The organism is Aquincola tertiaricarbonis (assembly GCF_000969605.1).
Lineage (GTDB): Bacteria > Pseudomonadota > Gammaproteobacteria > Burkholderiales > Burkholderiaceae_C > Aquincola > Aquincola tertiaricarbonis.
Genome location: NZ_JZUE01000016.1, coordinates 1 through 16,506 on the forward strand (window position 1 = coordinate 1; position 16,506 = coordinate 16,506).

At 67.0% G+C, this 16,506-nt stretch carries 15 protein-coding genes; 8 read left to right on the forward strand and 7 right to left on the reverse strand.

Annotated elements, in window-relative coordinates; all coding sequences use genetic code 11:
- Positions 1 to 439: 439 nt before the first annotated feature.
- Positions 440 to 661, reverse strand: coding sequence for a hypothetical protein (locus VO99_RS17775; protein WP_046114261.1), 222 nt, complete (start codon positions 659 to 661; stop codon positions 440 to 442).
- 409 nt (positions 662 to 1,070) lie between these two features.
- Here VO99_RS17775 and VO99_RS17780 point away from each other — a divergent pair, with 409 nt between their 5' ends.
- From VO99_RS17780 to VO99_RS17790, 3 genes are read left to right on the forward strand one after another with little or no spacing between them, the layout of a single operon-like run.
- The gene (locus tag VO99_RS17780; RefSeq protein ID WP_083440696.1) at positions 1,071 to 2,432 is read left to right on the forward strand and encodes a TIGR03118 family protein; all 1,362 of its coding nucleotides are present in this window, start codon (positions 1,071 to 1,073) and stop codon (positions 2,430 to 2,432) included.
- Between the two features lie 20 nt (positions 2,433 to 2,452).
- On the forward strand, positions 2,453 to 3,070 hold the full coding sequence (locus tag VO99_RS28960) for a hypothetical protein (protein ID WP_052736423.1): 618 nt from the start codon (positions 2,453 to 2,455) through the stop codon (positions 3,068 to 3,070).
- Between the two features lie 28 nt (positions 3,071 to 3,098).
- Positions 3,099 to 4,175, forward strand: coding sequence for an alpha/beta fold hydrolase (locus VO99_RS17790; RefSeq protein ID WP_046114262.1), 1,077 nt, complete (start codon positions 3,099 to 3,101; stop codon positions 4,173 to 4,175).
- Between the two features lie 17 nt (positions 4,176 to 4,192).
- Here the strand turns inward: VO99_RS17790 and VO99_RS28965 are convergent, their stop codons facing one another.
- Positions 4,193 to 5,065 carry an AraC family transcriptional regulator gene (locus tag VO99_RS28965; RefSeq protein WP_052736424.1) on the reverse strand — a complete coding sequence of 291 codons (873 nt, stop codon included), beginning with the start codon at positions 5,063 to 5,065 and terminating at the stop codon, positions 4,193 to 4,195.
- 863 nt (positions 5,066 to 5,928) lie between these two features.
- On the opposite strand from VO99_RS28965, the gene VO99_RS29595 reads away from it, so the two are divergent.
- Complete coding sequence (locus tag VO99_RS29595; RefSeq protein WP_083440698.1) at positions 5,929 to 6,156, forward strand: DUF3563 family protein; 228 nt, start codon at positions 5,929 to 5,931, stop codon at positions 6,154 to 6,156.
- Positions 6,157 to 6,959: 803 nt separating this feature from the next.
- Here VO99_RS29595 and VO99_RS17800 read toward each other — a convergent pair.
- The 4 genes from VO99_RS17800 to VO99_RS17815 form a co-directional block, all read right to left on the reverse strand.
- Positions 6,960 to 7,157, reverse strand: a complete 198-nt coding sequence (locus tag VO99_RS17800) for a methyl-accepting chemotaxis protein (protein WP_046114263.1) — start codon at positions 7,155 to 7,157, stop codon at positions 6,960 to 6,962.
- 309 nt (positions 7,158 to 7,466) lie between these two features.
- Positions 7,467 to 7,703 carry an Lrp/AsnC ligand binding domain-containing protein gene (locus VO99_RS29600; protein WP_052736425.1) on the reverse strand — a complete coding sequence of 79 codons (237 nt, stop codon included), beginning with the start codon at positions 7,701 to 7,703 and terminating at the stop codon, positions 7,467 to 7,469.
- 246 nt (positions 7,704 to 7,949) lie between these two features.
- The gene (locus tag VO99_RS17810) at positions 7,950 to 8,903 is read right to left on the reverse strand and encodes a 2-hydroxyacid dehydrogenase (protein WP_046114264.1); all 954 of its coding nucleotides are present in this window, start codon (positions 8,901 to 8,903) and stop codon (positions 7,950 to 7,952) included.
- Between the two features lie 23 nt (positions 8,904 to 8,926).
- Positions 8,927 to 9,892 carry a Bug family tripartite tricarboxylate transporter substrate binding protein gene (locus tag VO99_RS17815; protein ID WP_046114265.1) on the reverse strand — a complete coding sequence of 322 codons (966 nt, stop codon included), beginning with the start codon at positions 9,890 to 9,892 and terminating at the stop codon, positions 8,927 to 8,929.
- 141 nt (positions 9,893 to 10,033) lie between these two features.
- Between VO99_RS17815 and VO99_RS17820 the strand changes: the two genes are divergently transcribed.
- The 4 genes from VO99_RS17820 to VO99_RS17830 all read left to right on the forward strand — a co-directional run bounded on the left by VO99_RS17820 (position 10,034) and on the right by VO99_RS17830 (position 15,480).
- Positions 10,034 to 11,233, forward strand: coding sequence for a citrate/2-methylcitrate synthase (locus VO99_RS17820; RefSeq protein WP_046114266.1), 1,200 nt, complete (start codon positions 10,034 to 10,036; stop codon positions 11,231 to 11,233).
- Between the two features lie 306 nt (positions 11,234 to 11,539).
- Positions 11,540 to 13,294 (forward strand): methyl-accepting chemotaxis protein, encoded by a 1,755-nt coding sequence (locus VO99_RS17825; RefSeq protein ID WP_046114267.1) that lies wholly within the window; start codon positions 11,540 to 11,542, stop codon positions 13,292 to 13,294.
- A gap of 11 nt (positions 13,295 to 13,305) precedes the next feature.
- Complete coding sequence (locus tag VO99_RS30330) at positions 13,306 to 13,512, forward strand: hypothetical protein (RefSeq protein WP_157039617.1); 207 nt, start codon at positions 13,306 to 13,308, stop codon at positions 13,510 to 13,512.
- Positions 13,513 to 13,524: 12 nt separating this feature from the next.
- Positions 13,525 to 15,480, forward strand: a complete 1,956-nt coding sequence (locus tag VO99_RS17830; protein ID WP_046114268.1) for a bifunctional diguanylate cyclase/phosphodiesterase — start codon at positions 13,525 to 13,527, stop codon at positions 15,478 to 15,480.
- A gap of 400 nt (positions 15,481 to 15,880) precedes the next feature.
- Here VO99_RS17830 and VO99_RS17835 read toward each other — a convergent pair whose 3' ends face one another.
- Positions 15,881 to 16,417 (reverse strand): hypothetical protein, encoded by a 537-nt coding sequence (locus tag VO99_RS17835; protein ID WP_157039618.1) that lies wholly within the window; start codon positions 16,415 to 16,417, stop codon positions 15,881 to 15,883.
- Positions 16,418 to 16,506: the final 89 nt, after the last annotated feature.

Below are 16,506 nucleotides of genomic sequence, written 5' to 3' on the forward strand. Positions count from 1 at the left end.
GATCGGCACGTAGTTGTGCAGACCTTCCCTAGCGCGTAGGTGACCGACATGACCGTGCAGTCCTGCAGGTGAGCGAGTACTCCGGCGGCATCCCCGGGGGTCGCGACCGTGCAGAGCGGGCCGTGCCGGTTGCTTCCGACCGCGGGGGCCGGTAACTGCTCGCCACTTGATCGCAGCCACGCCTCGGCGAGGCGTTTCTGCATTTGCTCCAGGGGCAGTACGCGTGGGGCCAGGTCGCGTTCACTCGACGGCTCGAGGGCAAAACCAGCGCCAGCGCCTGGCTCAATACGTCGATTACAGTCGGCGCGGGTGCGTTGGGCAGCGGCGCATAAGGCCGCCGCATTTACGCCCTGCAGCTGGACTCGGCGATGCTCGCCAGCCCGGTCGCGGCCAAGTCGACCGCCCACTGCGCCTCAAGTGAAGTCCTGTGGCGCTGGCCTTAGGGGAGCAGCAGCGTTTCGGGCACCATGGCACGGGACGCCGTCGCCGTCCATCGCAACTGGAAGGCCGTGCGGCCGATGCTTCCGAAGCCGACGGCGCAAGAGGGCTGATTGGTAGGGCGGACGCGGTTGAAGCCGAAGATATGCGCACCGTTCTGCAGATCGGCGATCGGCGTGCGGGCCGGGAGGGCGAAGGTGTTGCTGCTGTTGTCGAACAGCATTTCGGCGTCGATCAGGATGGCATTGGACTGCGTGGATTTGTTCAGTCCAGGCCTTGATGGTGTCCCTGTGAACTGGGCAGCAGGTCATAGACCTCGTCTTGTGCCGCCAGCACGGACAGGGTGAAGGCGGCGCAAGCAAGGGCGGTGACGCGTGCGGAAGGAGTTTTCGTGACAGTTGAAGAAAGGCGGAAGTGAGCGGAGGAAGTTGCCCGAGAAGTGGCGCACGGAAAGCGGCGTGCGATGCGGACGCGACAGTGTCGTCAGCGTCCCGGCACGAGCCGTGGAGCTATGCGACGGCTGGTGTGGAAGCCGGAGCGCATGTCGCGGATCGACAAGACCCTGGGCTTGTGAGCGCCGAAGCTGTGCGTCCCGCTCCGGGAACTTGTCCTTTTCTTGCCGAGGTCCTTCAATGAATGCGATTCCCCGTTCCCCCCATGCGCTAGCCGCTGTCAGCCTGGCTGTGGCCTTTCTTGCGGCATGCGGTGGCCGTGACGATCCAGCGCGCGCCCTTCCGACGGCAGCGCAAAGCGATGCCAGCGACCAGCCGGATGCGGCACTTGATGAACAAGCACGTCTTGCCTTCGAGGCCACCGACCACGAGGTGCGCGCACGCCAACTGCCCACTCTCTACTCCGAAGGCAGCGGCGCAGCGGCGCTGACCGCCGACGGGGATGCGCCCGCGGCCGCCAACTTCCCCGGCGTGAAGCAAAGCAACTTGGTGGCGAGCAAACCCGGCTATGGCGCACCAATCATCGAGCCTGAAATGAAAAACGCCTGGGGCATCGCCATCCGCCCGGCAGGCCTGGGCGGCCACTTCTGGATCGGCGCCGCCGGGACCGGCACGTCCATCCAGTACGTCGGCGACGTCGGCGACACGGCGTTGTTCCAGGACGAGCTGGCCATCGTTACCACGGGCGGTCCCGCCACCGGTGTGGGCTTCAACCACGGCGCCGGCTTCACCATCACACAGGCCCACGCCAACGGACCCATCACGGCACCGACGAAGTTCTTCTTTGCCAATGCCAGTGGCACGCTTTCAGCGTGGACCGAACGCGCACGAACCGGCGGCGGCTTCGACCATCCGCTGGACAGCACCATCGTCGTCGACCGCAGCGCATTGGGCTCGAACTTCCTCGGCGTAACGGTCACACCCGATGCAGACCGCGTCCTGGTGGCCGATTTCGGCGCCGGTGCTCAACTGCGCAGCTACGACCACAGCTTCGCCGAACAGACGCCTTGGCCTAACCCGTTCCGGCCTGCCGGCGTGGTGCAGCCTGGCGGCTTCGAGGCCTTCAACGTGCAGGCGCTGGGCCGCAGCGTATTTGCGATGTACGGCCGCCACGTGCCACCCAACCCGACGCAGGCCCCACCGGCCGAGGGCCGCCTGGTTGAGTTTGACGCCAGCGGCAAGCAGGTGGCGCGCTGGTACGGCCGCGGATTCCTCAACTACCCGTGGGGCGTGGCCAAGGCGCCTGCCAGTTACGGCCTGTATGCAGACTGCCTGCTGGTCGGCAACTTCGGCGACGGCACCGTGGTGGCCTTCCATCCGACGCTGCGCGTCGCACTGGATTACGTGCGCGACACCAGCGGCAAGAAGGTGGTGATCGACGGCCTGTGGGGTCTGCAGTTTGGCAACGGTGCCAGCCTTGGCGAAGCCGACCACATGTACTTCGCTGCCGGGCCGGAACGCGAGACCGAGGGCCTGTTCGGCAAACTTCAGGCCAACCCGACCACGCGGCCCGCCCTGGGCGGTGTGTCGATGTGTCGTTGAAACGGGATTGAGGGCGCGTCATGGACTCTATGTCGCTGTGGCACCAGGCGGTCCTGTTCACACATGTCATGGCCTTCGCGGTGACGCTGTCTGCCGTGCTGCGTGAAGACCTGCGGTTGCTGGCAACACGCCGCGTCGAGCCAATGCGGCTGCGCCAGACCATGCGTGTCGTCAGCGCCGGGCTCGCCGTGCTGTGGGCGACGGGTCTGGCGCTGGTGGCCGTCAGTGCGGCGGCCAGCCCGATGCCCTGGGCCCCTAACGCCAAGCTCTGCGCCAAGCTGGTGGTCGTCACGCTGCTGACGCTCAACGGCTGTGCCTTGCATGTCTGCGTCTTCCCGCGTCTGCAGGCCGGTACGTTCTCCTGGACTGCCGGGCTGCGGCTGCCGGCCGCGCTGGGCGCCATCAGCAGCGCCAGCTGGGTCTACGCCGCGTTCGTGGGCGTGGCCCGGCCTCTGTCACCGGCGATGCCGTTTGCAGGCTTCATGGCCCTGTACGCCGCGGCGCTGGCCATGGCCCTGTTCTTGGCCCGTGTGCTGTTGGGGACAGCGCCGGCAATGCACCAGCGCAGCCGCCGCCTTCAGCGTCGGTTGCACACGGTGACGCCCCGTCGGGGCGCATCTGCGGGAGAATGTCGCTGATTGCAACCGCGCGAGAGCCCGTCCCCGGATGCCTGCCTCTCACCAGAACATTCGCTTCATTAGCAGCCACGATGGCGTGCGCCTGGCTTATGCCAGTGCTGGCGCGGGGCCGACGCTGATCAAGGCCGCGACTTGGTTGTCGCACTTGGAATACGATTGGCAGAGCCCGGTGTGGAGCCATCTGCTGCAGTCCTTGTCCGCGCAGTACACGTTCGTGCGTTACGACGAGCGTGGCTGCGGCTTGTCGGACTGGCTCGTGGAGGACTTGTCCTTTGAAAGCTGGGTGCGCGACCTCGAAGTCCTGGCCGATGCCATTGGCGCCGAGCGCTTCGCCTTGCTGGGCATGTCGCAGGGGGCGTCGATAGCCATCGCCTATGCCGTGCGACACCCCGAGCGGGTATCTCACCTCGTGCTGCATGGCGGTTATGCACGGGGGCGCCTGGTGCGCAGCAACACAGCGGCGGAGCGCGAAGAGGTCGAGACCATGAACAAGCTGGCCGAGCTGGGATGGGGCAAGGCCGACCCCTCGTTCCGACAGTTCTTCACCAGCCAGTTCATTCCAGGCGGTCGGCCCGAGCAGCACCATTGGTTCAACGAGCTCGAGCGCATTTCCACGTCACCGGCCAACGCGGTGCGGTTCATGCGCGAATTCGCGCGCATCGATGTGTCCCACCTCCTGCACCGGGTGCGTTGTCCGACGCTGGTGCTGCACAGCCGGCATGAAGTGCGCCAGCCCTTCGAGCAAGGGCGCCTGCTCGCCACCGCTATCCCGGGCGCCCAATTTGTGCCCATCGAAAGCGGCAATCACCTGCTGTTGGAAGACGAGCCCGGCTGGCAGCACTGGATTGACGCTGTGCGCAGGTTTCTGCCCCGCGCTGCGGGCGCCGAGCTGCCCGGCTTTGCGGCGCTGACTGATCGCCAGCGAGAGCTGCTGGAACTCATCGCCCAGGGGCGCGACAACGCACAGATCGCTGCTATCTTGTCCTTGAGCGAGAAAACCGTGCGCAACCACATCACCCACATCTTCGCCAAACTACAAGTGGAGACCCGCGCACAAGCCATCGTGCGTGCGCGCGACTCGGGCTTCGGCCGCCTGGGCGATTGAGCCGGCCGTCTCCCAAATCACAAATACACCGTGCCGCCACCAGTGGCGCGGCGGAAGCCAGCAGCCAGCGGGCTGGGCCGGCTGCGCGTGAGGCGCCCCGGGGTCAGGCCGGTGAGCTGGCGCACGACTCGCGACATGTGGGCCTGGTCGGCAAAACCAACGTCGGCCGCGATGTCGGCCAGCGTTGCCCCCGTCTGAGCCTTGCGCGAGACGGCCTGCACACAAGCAACCTGCGCTAGGTGGCGAGGTGACGTGCCCAGCCATTGTCGGAAGTCGCGCTCGAGCTGGCGCCGCGACACGTGCTGTTCGCCGGCAAGCGTCTCCATCGCCACACGCGGGTCGCCCACCAGCCGCATTGCCGCACGGCCGGCGCGCAGCGCCGCATCGCCGACATGGCGGTGCGCCGTTGCGCGCACTTCCAGCCAAGCCGCAAAGGCCAGCAGCTTTTTGTCCAGCGTGCCGGCGCGCGCCACGTCCGACTCCAGGTCGCGCGTCAAGTGGTTGTCGAGCAGTTCCGCCATGCGCGCACGGATACGTGGCGCTGCCGCCAGCGGGCGCGCGTCCAGCAACTGCACCGCGCCCAGCGGGGTAAGCAGGGCAAAAAGGGTGACGCAATTGCCCTGACCGGAGAACTCGCCCGTGCGCTTGCGGATGCCGGTAAGGTGGGTGTTCTCGCCATGCGCGCCTTTCTGTTCGATGGCGTCGGGCCCCCGTCCGAGCTGGACGCTGAGTACCAGGGATTCGTGCGGCACGATGGCCAGGGGCAGTGGCCCGCCGATGCTGAGTTCGGCCGACATCAGCGCACTGACGTAAGGGCGCAGTGCGCCTGACACCGGAAGGGTGTGCGTGCACAACGGCAAGCTGGCCTGCGAGGTGGTGTCGTTGGTCATCGGAGTTCTCGCCGCCGGGAGGGTGCCAGCGAATGTGCTCATTCTTTCCAGCGGGCCACAGAAGGCCATGGGGCGGGTGTCCCGTCTTCGCGTGCAGGGCTTGGTGCGTCACGGCGCATGATGGGACAAAGGCCCTCTCCTGCCTCACCGGCGAGACGTCCGTGTGAAGGTCGACCTGCCCGCCTGGCGCGGCGGGTGCTGCCAGCCGCTAAGCGAATTCAGGCCCGAGGATCGCTGCGCTTGACCTTCGAACATCGCCGGTCCCTGCCCGGCTGACCGTCCGCAGCGGCAGGAAAGGACGGTCGGTCTTCTGGAGGCCGTTCAGCGGCAGGACGGCCCGGGCAGCTGCCTACAGCCCGAGATGGCCGCTCGCAGAGACCGACCAGCACCGATCGTGACCGCTCCGCGCGGTGTGCATGGCTCAGGCTGCGCAGCTGGTCCATCGCCGGGGCGCCGTCTTTGCAGCTACCGTGGTAACCACCGCCTTTCCCGTTGGACGGCCGGCACCCGATCCTCCAGACAGCAATGCCACGGCATGACACATCCACCCCACGGAAATCGACTGGTTCTCGTACGGCTATCCGCGGGCCCCGGCACTGGGTCCGTGGGTCACGGTCGAGCGCAGCTTCACAGGCCGTCATGCGGCATTCAGCACGGCCCCCTAGGGTCATTTTATTTACGGCGCCTGACACAGACGAATACAGCCTTGAGAGGTGCATCCCCCGGGGTGTGCCAAACGGCAAATGAGCGAGGCACATTGCTAGCCGACTTCGCCTCGCCGGTGCTTTCGTCGCAGTTGTGCAAGACGGCCTGCCAGCCTGCTGCGAGCATGGTGCTTTGAACCCACCTGACCATGTGCTGCGATGACCGAAATCCAAGCCGTTAATGCCCCCGCGGGCGCATGCGAACGGCCTGCTGCCGCGCCCAGCGGAACAGGCCTCTTGTCACACCTGTGGCGCAGCCTTCTTCAGAGCAAGCGCGAAGCCTACTTCGCGAGTGCGACGGACCTCGTTGACCTCGAGCGCCGCCAACGCACGTGGGAACGCGCCTCGCACGAACCCAGCCTCGTGACGCTGGAGGCCTGGCGGTGAGCAGCACCCGACGCTTCGATGCAGCTGCTCATCCGCAGTGCGCGGCTGATGCTGCACTCGGCTTGCGACAAGAACCTCGACAAGTCGCTCGCGCTTTTGGCGCCCGAGGCAGCCGCAATTTGTGCGATGGCAATTTGCCCACGCACGCGCAGGTCACCGTGTGCTTGGCGCTCGGCCGCTGCCCCTCAGCGAGGCGGAAGCGCCGCCACTGGATTCTTCCCGTCTCCCTGTTGGACTCGACATAGGACCACAGTCGGCCGCGCGCCGTTCCAGCTGCAGACAGTCCTCCTTTGGTTCTCATGCGGGCTTCTGGCGTACCGCCGTAAGCGCTACGCCGGCACGTGCGCAACACGATATTTGGGCCGGAGCGTAGCACCGCGCCGGCCAGTCTCACCACCCGGCGTTAAAAGCGGCAAATCGCAGGACCCGCTCCAGACCACCTGCAATCACGGCTCGAATGGTGTCTAACCGCTCGACCATCCGCTGTGGGACCCGAAAACGACAGCTCCAGGCCGCCCGGCAGCTTGCGGAGCCGGCTTGTTAGGACCGCGAAGGGCCTGCGGCGGTAGGTTGCAGCTGCGACGAAAACTGGAGAGTGAAGTTGCCCCATGACGTTCGTGGCGAAATTCAGTGAGCGCTCAGCGCCCACGCGACCGAGAAGCTGGGCATGCCGTTCATCGCATGCAGCGAGCGGCTGCGGTCGATGCAGTCGGCCGGGCCGGTGGTGACCTTCTGCGGCGTGATCACCGCCTTTGCTGAGCGTTACGCGCAGCGCAGTGCCAGCCCATGACAGTGGCTGGGCGTCAAGGACTTGATCTCCTTGGTGGCTTGTGCGCTGCGAAAAGCGGGGCCAGCCACGACCGTGACACCGCGTCTTTGCTCACTGGCGTGTGCCGCTCCACGGCGGCGTTCAGCGCCAGGATGTTGGTCTGAAAGGCAATGCCGTCGATGGTGCTGATGATGTCGGCGATGCGCTCGCCACTTTGGGTGATGTCGTCCATGATTGCAACGGCCTATGCAACAACCTAGCCCCTTGGCTGGCCGCTTGGCTTGCCAAGGCGGCCCACTGAGTGGCTTGCTTTGTCGTGGCCTTCAGTCCTCCATCGCTACGCCGCATCTTTGCGGGCAGGGACACCAGATGCCCGACTGGGTGGTGTTTATCAGCAGCTCGGCGACAGGGCGTCTTTCGGCATCGACGGCGTCGTGCCAGGGCGGCGGCAGTAGAGTAGCGCTGTTCATCGCCACCTGCGATGTCTTCGCCACCCCCGGTGAAGCGGGAAGCTGGAGACAGTGGCAGGCGCTCGGCACGGTTAGGCTGCCACCAGCCCGCGCCTCGGGACAGGCGTCGAGAACACGATGGACGTGCGCGTCTCGCCGTATCCGTTGATGCTACCGAGGAAGCGCTCCAGGTCCGCCAGGTCGCGCGCCACCACGGTCATGAGGTAGGAGTCGGCACCGGCCACGTGGTGACATTCCAGCACTTGCTGCGTTTTGGCCAGCGTGTTCAGCAGCCGCTGCTTGCCGGGCTGTGCGGCGGTGACGCCCACGATCGCCTCTACAGCGTAGCCAACGCGCGCCGGGTCAGCTTGGCGCCGATGGATCGCACCACGCCCGCAGCCTGCAGGCGCTGCAGCCGCTCCACCGTCGCCGGGGCGGTGGAGAGCCAACGGCTTCATGAAGTTGCCCAGGCAGCAGCCTCCCGCGATCGAGCAGCACATCGGCCGGCTCAGCGTGACGTCATCGACTCAACGACGCACGCCTGGACAGGCTGCGCCGCGAGGCTCACCGCCGCATCAGGTTGTCAGGCTGTGTGTCGGCCGCTGGCCGGCCAGGGCCTGGGCCAGGCTCTCCAGCACCAGCTCGCCCATGGCCTTTCGGGTCTCCGCGGTCGCACTCGCCCGGTGGGCCTGGAGCGTCACATGGTCCATCTCGAACAACGCGGGCGGTACGTTGGGCTCGTCCACGAACACGTCCAGCCCGGCGCCGGCGATGCGCCTGTCATGCAGCGCACGCACTAGGTCGTCCTCCTTCACCAGCCGGCCGCGGGCCACGTTCACCAGCACCCCTTGCGGCCCCAGCGCGTCCAGCACCGCTGCGTCAACGATGCCGTCGGCCTTGTCGGCCGCAGCGCACAGCACCAGCGCATCGCTGTCGCGGGCCAGCTGCAGCAGCGCCGGCTCGTAGGGCCAGTCCACGCCCGGGATGGGCGCCAGGTCGGTATAGCGCACGGGGCAGCCGAAGGCCTGCACCCGCATGGCCACCGCACGGCCCACACGGCCCAGCCCGACGATGCCCACCCGCAGGCCGCTGAAGCGGCGGGCCAGTGGAATCGCGCTGGGCTGCGGATGCCGCACCCAGGCACCGGAGCGCACAAACCGATCCACCGCGCACAGGTTGCGGCAGACCGCCAGCAGCAGCACCACCGCCAAGTCGGCCACGTCCTCGGTCAGCGCGCCGAAGGTACCGGTGACCGGCAAGCCGCGCTCGCGGCAATAGGCCAAGTCCACCGCGTCGGTGCCCACGCCGTTCACCGCCACCACCTCCAGCGCGGGCAGCCGCTCCATCAGGCCGCGTGAAATGCCGGTGTGGCCGCCGGTGATCACGCCGCGCATCTGCGCGCCATGGGCGGCGATGTAGGCATCGGGCGCGGCCTGCTCGTACAGCCGGTGCACGGTGTAGAGGGCTTCCAGCCGTTCATTGACCGACGGCACGAGGATGGGATTGAGCTGGAGAATGTGCGGCTTCATGGTAGGGAGCAAGGTGGACAGGGTCATTCGGGCTGGATGCCGGCGGCCTGGATCACGCTGCCCCAGCGCTTGAACTCGGCCGCCTGGAAGCTCGCCAGCTCGGCCGGAGTGGAGGTGAACGGCTCCATGCCGTTCTGCTCGATGAAGCGGCGCACCGGCTCCGTGGTGAGTGCCTTTTGCATCAGCTCGTTGATGCGCTGCACCACCGGCGCCGGCGTGCCGGCTGGCGCGTACACCGCGTTCCAGTAGCTGATCTCATAGCCGGGCAGACCGGCCTCGGCAATGGTCGGCAGATCGGGCACCAGCGGCGAACGCTTGGGGCTGCTGACGCCCAGCGCCTTGAGCTTGCCGGCCTTGACCTGCGGCAGGCTGGTCGTCAGGTCCACGATCATCAGATCGATCTGTCCGCCCACCAGGTCGATGATCGCCTGCGGATTGGCCTTGTAGGGCACGTAGGTGAGCTGGGTGCCGGTCATCTGCTGGAACAGCTCCGCCGCCACCCGGGCCGAGGAACTGCCCGCGCCGAAAGACAGTGGCTGCTTCTTCGCCACCGCGGCCAGCTCGCTCACACCCTTCGCCTTCACGCCGGGGTGGGTCACCAGCAGCAGGTAGCCCTTGACCAGCGCCCCGACCGGCGCGAAGTCCTTCACCGGGTCGTAGGCCAGCTTGCGGAACAGGTGCGGATTGGCGGCCTGCGTGGTGTTCGTGGTGATGAACAGCGTGTGGCCGTCCGGCGCGGCGCGGGCCACCGATTGCGCCGCAATGCCGCCGCTCGCGCCGGCCTTGTTGTCCACGATGACCGGCGTCTTGGTCTCGGCGGAGATTTCTTGCGCGATCGCCCGGGCCAAGCCGTCGGTGGTGCTGCCAGCGCTGGAGCCCACCACGAGGGTGATGGGCTTCGTGGGGTAGCCATTGGCCAGCGCCGTCGGCAACGCGCCCGTCAACGAGGTTGCCAGGGCGACCAGTGCGGTCAAGCGGGTGAAGGTCATCGTGTCGTCTCCATCAATGTGGAGCCCATGCTAGGCAGCTGGCGGCCGATGAGTCAATGTTGATCATCAATATCAATATTTCTATGGCCAGTTAACATCAACGATCAACATTACCGTCGGCGCGTGCGGCGCTGCAAATGCATGCCCCAATGGATCACGCTGGAAGCGGCGCGCAGCATCCTCGGCGTCCAGCCCCAGACGATTTATGCCTACGTCAGCCGCGGCCGCATCGGCGCCAGCCCCGACCCGCAGGACCCACGGCGCAGTCTCTATCGGGCCGAGGACGTGGCCAGCCTGGCGCAGCGCAAGGCCGACGGCCGCTCACGGGAATCGCTGGCGGCCACCACCATGTTCGGCTCCGAGCCCAGCGTTCCCACCGCGATCTCCACCTTTGCCGGCGGCAGGCTGTACTACCGCGGCATGGAGGCCGTGGCGCTGGCCGGCAACAGCACGCTGGAAGAGGCCGCGCGCTTGCTTTGGGGCTGTGAGGCCGCAGTTGTGTTGGCTTCCCCGGACGGTGATGCACCGGCAGTCCCTCCGGGCCGCGTGCGGGCGTTCAGCGAGCTGGCGCTGCTCACGGCCACCAGCCCCTCTACCCGCGGCCGGCTGCCCCGTGTGCTGCTGGACGAAGCGATGGCGCTGGTGGGGCGGCTGGGCGCGGCCTTTGGCGCCTCGACCGCCAGGACTCACCACGCGTTGCCGCTGCACGAGCGGTTGGCGCGCGGCTGGAAGCAGCCGGCGGCGGTGGCGGACCTGATCCGCCAGACGCTGGTGCTGCTGGCCGACCACGAGATCACCAGCTCGGCCTTCTCCGCCCGCATCACCGCCTCCACCGGCGCCTCGCTGTCGGCCTGCCTGCTGGCGGGTCTCACCACCTTCTCGGGTCCGTTGCACGGCGATGCTTCCCTGCGGGTGCGCGCGCTGTTCGACGAGGTGGAACGCGGCGGCGCCGATGCCGTGGTGGACCGCTACCTGTCGGCCGCCATCCCCCTACCCGGCTTCGGCCACCGGCTCTACCCGGATGGCGACCCGCGCGCGGCGGCGCTGCTGGCGGGTTTGACGCCGCCGCCGGCCATCAGCCGGCTGATCGAGCGGGTGGCCGCGCTCACCGGCCAGCAGCCCACCATCGACCTGGCGCTGGCCACGCTGGTGGCCCAACACCGGCTGCCGGCGGATGCCGCCTTCGGCCTGTTCGCCACCGCCCGGAGCGTCGGCCTGCTGGCCCATGCGATGGAACAGCTCGCTGTGGATTCGGTCATCCGCCCGCGCGGCCGCTACGTCGGCCCGTCCATCGAGGTCCCCGCCGGACCGTCGCGGCTTGGCCGTCGCCGCGCAACCTAACGACGAACCCGCCGCGTCGTCGGCTTGCGCTCGTGCGAGCTTCTGGACTGCGGCCTGAAGCGCCAGCCACTGGACGCTGGTTCTCCGCACTCATCCGCGCCAGTCTGCGCAACAACGTGGCCCTTGCTCGTCGGACGGTGGCGATCGATGTCCCGTGCTGGCAGCAACGTACGACGGCAGGCCAACGCGGGAAGTGCAGCAACCAGCCCAGGAAAACCCTGCTTTTCCGGGGACCGCGGGACCGCTTGTGACTTCATTCGCACTTCAAACGTCCGATGAAGTGCTGATTCCCATTGAAAGTGCCCTGTGAACCTCAGCAACCTTCGAATCAGCACGCGCCTGGCCCTCGGCTTTGCCGCCATGGCAGCGCTCATCGTCATGGTGGGCGTGTACTCGCTGATGCAAGCGAGCGCCATCAGCGAGCAGTTCAATCAACTCACCGACCGCCGCATCCCCCGCCTGAAGATGCTCAACAGCATCAAGGAAAACAACGCCCAGGTGGGCCGCGCCATGCGCGACCTGTTTGTCGTGCTGGAGGACAGCGACCGCCACCAGTTGTACGACGAGATGGCCGAGGTCGCCAAGAAGACCAACGCGATCATGAAGGAGTACGAGGACGGCCTGATGGACGACGAGGGGCGCCGCCTGTTCCAGTCCCTCATGGAGGCACGCACGGTGTACCAGGGCCCGCGACAAAAGGTGCTCGCCCAGGTCAAGGAAGGCCGCCTGGCCGACGCACGCGCCACTGTGACCAGTGAAATGGCGCCGGCGCAGAAGGCGTACATGGGCAAGGTGGACGACCTCATTGCGTACAGCGAGCGTCGCATGGACGGCGCCGGCCTCGAAGTCGACGCAGAGGTGGCTGAGATGCGCGCCACCGTGATCAGCCTGATGCTCGGCGCGCTGGTCACTGGCGCGCTGCTGGCGCTGTCGATCATCCGCTCGACCACCCGGCCGATCCAGGAGGCGGTGCACGTCGCGCGCACCGTCGCCGCAGGCGATCTCACCAGCAAGTTCAACGCCGCCGGCACCAACGAGACCGGTCAGCTCTTGACGGCCTTGAAGGACATGCAGACGCGCCTGGGCGGCATCGTGGCGCAGGTCCGCGCCGGCGCCGAAGGCGTGGCCACCGCTTCCGCTCAGATCGCCTCCGGCAACCTGGACCTTTCCGCGCGCACCGAAAGCCAGGCCTCCTCTCTCGAGCAGACGGCTGCCTCGATGGAAGAACTCGGCTCCACCGTGCGCGCCAACTCGGACAACGCCCAGGCGGCGAACCAACTGGCGCTGTCGGCCAGCGAAGTGGCCAGCCGCGGCGGCGCAGCCGTGCAAGATGTGGTCGCGACGATGAAGGGCATTGCCGAAAGCTCCAGCCGCATCGCGGACATCATCGGCACGATCGATGCGATTGCGTTCCAGACGAACATCCTCGCCCTGAATGCGGCCGTGGAAGCCGCCCGGGCCGGCGAGCAGGGCCGCGGCTTTGCAGTCGTGGCGAGCGAGGTGCGCACCCTTGCCCAGCGCTCCTCCGAGGCGGCCAAGCAAATCAAGACGCTGATCACTCAGAGCACCGAGCGGGTGCAGCAAGGCACGCAGCAGGTCGACCGCGCGGGCGCCACCATCCAGGAGGTGGTCACTTCCATCCGCCGGGTCACCGACATCGTGGGCGAAATCAGCTCGGCATCGCGCGAGCAGGCCAGCGGCGTCGGTCAGGTGGGCGAGGCGGTGACCGCCATGGACCAGGTCACGCAGCAGAACGCGGCACTGGTCGAGGAGTCGGCCGCCGCCGCAGAAAGCCTGAAGACACAAGCCCAGGGCTTGGTGGCGGCCGTTTCAATTTTCAAGTTGATGGGTGCTGCAGCCGGTCAAGCCATCCCGGTCCACAGGGTGGATGTCTCACGCAGCAAAGCGATGCAGGCCGTGCCCCTGCCGGTGAGCCGCGCTGCGCACACGGGGGCAAAGGCCCAAGCCCCTGAGCGGCCGTTGACGGTGGCCGTGACGAAGCCCGCGGCGGCGCCGGTAAAAGCGGCGGTCGTGGCCACCGATGACTGGGCGACCTTCTGACCACTTGCCGGATGTGCACCACCGCACCGGTCAACGCGATCAAAGCGCACCGCGCCGCCGCAGAGGCGTTGCGCTCGCCTGCCCAAGCGCTGGCTGATGTTCAGTTTTTGACTTGGCGCACCCGTCTGTGCCTTCAGCCCCGTGTCGCCGCGTTGACGGTCGACCGGGCCGCGGTCGCATCGGTCAGTGACCGGCATCACGGCAAGATGCACCACTGAGGTGCCAGCCACATGTTCAGCTTCTCTGCGACCGACCTTGTTGAAGGCGTGGGCGCCAGGCGCCGGCGTCTGAAGCGCGGGCTCATTGTGGCCAACGTCGTGGTAGCGCTGTTGCTGGGCGCGCTGGTGGTCACCGTGCTGACCTCCGCCAGGCGCGGCTATGAACATCGTGCGCTGACGGCGGCCGAAGGTCGTGCGGCGGTCGCGCAGCTGAACCTCGCCAGCGAGCTGGGGGTCGTGGATGCCGTCATGCAGGCCACCGTGCAGGACGTGGTGCACATGGCGACCCATGACGAACACGACGTCCCAACGGTCGACGCACTGCTGCGGTCGCGTGGTGCGCTGCTGAAGGACATCGAGTCGATGCGTCTGGCGGATGACCAGGGCCGCGTGCGCGGCGGTTTTCCCGCCCAGCCGGACATATCCGTTGTCGACCGCGATTACTTCGCACTCGCTCAGCAGCACCTGGCCGACAAGGCGTTGGTCGCGGGTCCCTTCAAGTCGCGCACCACCGGCAACTGGGTCTTGGCCCTGGTCCACCCGTTGCGCATCCATGGGCGTTTCGCCGGGGCGTTGTACGGGACGATCAACGTCGATCATTTCGCCGATGTCTTCGACCGCTATGACCTGCAGGCCGGTGATGCCGTTGCCCTGCGCACGGCCGATCTGCGCTTGATTGCACGACGTGCACCCGGTGGCGGCCCGCAGGGTGCCCCGGGCAGCGCCTCGGTGTCCCCCGAGCTGATGGCCGCGGTGAGCAGTCACCCCGTCAGCGGAAACTTCGCTTCTGTCGTGGCCATCGACGGCGCCACCCGGATCACAGCGTACCGAGCTGTAGAAGGCTGGCCCTTGCTGGTCTTTGCCGGCGTCAACCAAGCGAACTTCCTCGCGCCGTGGAACGAACAGGCTTGGCATGTGACCTCACTGGCCGGCCTGGCTTGGGTACTGATCGCCATCGCCAGCGGCGGTATCTACAAGTTTGGCGCACGCGAGGCCCAGGCGATGCAGACCATCGCCGCGAACGCGGAGGCCCAGCGCCAGGCACAAGCAAAGATCTCGCAGCTGTTGCAGGAGCAGTCCGCCATGCTCAACAACGACGTCGTGGGCATGATGAAGCTCGACGCCCAGCAGCACATCGGCTGGCGCAACCGGGCATTGGAGCTGTTGCTGGGCTACCCTGCGGGCGAGCTGGCGGGGCAACCGCTGTCAGCGCTGTTCCTTGACCGGTCCCAGGCCACGGAAGTCATGACCTTGGCGAACGCGCTGCTCGCCAGCGGCGAGAACTGCCGGGTGCAGGTGCAGCTGCGCCGCAAGGCCAGTGACGGGGTTTGGGCGGACCTGAACGGTGTTCGGGTATCTGAGCACGAAAGCTTCTGGATCGCCGTCGACGCCACAGCCGCACACGCGGCACACGACCGGCTGCGGCATGCAGCCAGCCACGACGCGCTCACCCTGCTGCCAAACCGCGTGCTCTTGCTCGAACGTTTGAGTGACCACTTGGCCAACGCTCGTCGTGCCGGCGATCAGGTGGGGGTGTGCTACCTGGATCTCGACGGCTTCAAGGCTGTTAACGACCAGCATGGTCACGGCGCCGGCGATGCGCTGTTGGTCGAAGTTGCCCGCCGCATGGTGACGCAACTGCGGACAGACGACACCGTCGCTCGCATGGGCGGGGACGAATTTGTGGTGCTGCTGGCACCGTCTCCGTGGTTCAACTGGCCCACAGTGCTGGCACGAATGACGGCAGTGATCAACGCGCCGGTCACCCTGGCCAACGGACACGTCGTCACCGTCGGCGTGAGCATGGGGTTGGCTGCGTCCGACGGTAGCAGCGACACCCCAGCTGCATTGCTGACGCGGGCGGATCAGGCGATGCTGGAAGCCAAGCGCCAGGGCAAGGGGCGGCTGCAAATCGATGGTGGACTTCGCAGTCTGCTGGCCCAGGCTGGACGTAACGAGTCATCCTGAAAGTCAGCGCCTCGTCACTGGCATCGACTGCGATAGCCGTCACGGTGCGCCGCTGCGCGACTTGCTGGCAGCGCACATGCTCGAAGAGGAGTTCGGTGCGGCCTGCAACCCCGCTGGTTGGCTGCAGGAGGCCTGCGCAGATACCGACCGGAGCCAGCCGGCCATTCAGCGGGACGGCGAGCGCGTGAGCCGGAGCATCATCACTGTGTCGGCGTGATGATTGAATGCCGCGCGAGCGTTGATGCCGCCGGCACGGGCAACGCCGCCAATACCACTGCGGGGCCAAGCCGGCTGAGTGTCAGGACGCGCGGTGTGGTCCCAAATTGTTCCGCCCACCCGGGCAGCGCCTTGTGTCGCGACAGAGCCGGGAACTTTCTTGCGGTCGCCGAGGCGCCCAGCATCAAATGCCGCTCAAGAAGCCTTCCAAGGAGGGCCAGCACACCACCAGCGCCGCGATGACTGCAAGCGGGCAAGCAACAGCGAGCAGGACGATGAGGTTCGCGGACGCCCGGGCCTCTTCAGATTCAAAGGCGGGCGCCTGTTGAGCCGGGCTGGGAGCAGAAGGCGGGGACAATAGCCTCCCGACGGCAGCAACACGCGGATCGTACTTCCGCACGTCGTCCGGGGTCGCGATCTGGATGTTCGAGCGATGCAAGGCGTCCTCTCGCTCCAGCCGAGACATTTCCAGAGCGCCCTTGCGGATGTCGATGTCGGCCTTTTTTGACTCCTGCCGGATCCTGAGCAGGTCGATGATCGCCCTGAGTGCCTCTGCGAGCATTGGTGTCCCTGCGGCTGCTGCGGCTGCACCTGCCACCGGCCAGCGGGCCAACCAAATCGAGCACGATAGAAGACCTCGTACGGCGAACGCTTCCTCAATATTGGGGAGGGCCCGGTCGGCACCAGGCGGGAAGGCGGCCGCCGATCCCAGCAGGCCCAAGTGCCGAAGGCATGCGGCCGCTGTGAGGGATTCAAGACGACCTGCGCGCACGCAGAAACGCACGTCTCGGGGCTGGCTCGACCGGCATC

What these genes read in the sequence shown, in the direction of transcription:
- VO99_RS17775 (WP_046114261.1), bottom strand. Translation starts at nt 661, where the DNA reads ATGCTGTTCGACAACAGCAGCAACACCTTCGCCCTCCCGGCCCGCACG.
- VO99_RS17780 (WP_083440696.1), top strand. Translation starts at nt 1,071, where the DNA reads ATGAATGCGATTCCCCGTTCCCCCCATGCGCTAGCCGCTGTCAGCCTG.
- VO99_RS28960 (WP_052736423.1), top strand. Translation starts at nt 2,453, where the DNA reads ATGGACTCTATGTCGCTGTGGCACCAGGCGGTCCTGTTCACACATGTC.
- VO99_RS17790 (WP_046114262.1), top strand. Translation starts at nt 3,099, where the DNA reads ATGCCTGCCTCTCACCAGAACATTCGCTTCATTAGCAGCCACGATGGC.
- VO99_RS28965 (WP_052736424.1), bottom strand. Translation starts at nt 5,065, where the DNA reads ATGACCAACGACACCACCTCGCAGGCCAGCTTGCCGTTGTGCACGCAC.
- VO99_RS29595 (WP_083440698.1), top strand. Translation starts at nt 5,929, where the DNA reads ATGACCGAAATCCAAGCCGTTAATGCCCCCGCGGGCGCATGCGAACGG.
- VO99_RS17800 (WP_046114263.1), bottom strand. Translation starts at nt 7,157, where the DNA reads ATGGACGACATCACCCAAAGTGGCGAGCGCATCGCCGACATCATCAGC.
- VO99_RS17810 (WP_046114264.1), bottom strand. Translation starts at nt 8,903, where the DNA reads ATGAAGCCGCACATTCTCCAGCTCAATCCCATCCTCGTGCCGTCGGTC.
- VO99_RS17815 (WP_046114265.1), bottom strand. Translation starts at nt 9,892, where the DNA reads ATGACCTTCACCCGCTTGACCGCACTGGTCGCCCTGGCAACCTCGTTG.
- VO99_RS17820 (WP_046114266.1), top strand. Translation starts at nt 10,034, where the DNA reads ATGCCCCAATGGATCACGCTGGAAGCGGCGCGCAGCATCCTCGGCGTC.
- VO99_RS30330 (WP_157039617.1), top strand. Translation starts at nt 13,306, where the DNA reads ATGTGCACCACCGCACCGGTCAACGCGATCAAAGCGCACCGCGCCGCC.
- VO99_RS17830 (WP_046114268.1), top strand. Translation starts at nt 13,525, where the DNA reads ATGTTCAGCTTCTCTGCGACCGACCTTGTTGAAGGCGTGGGCGCCAGG.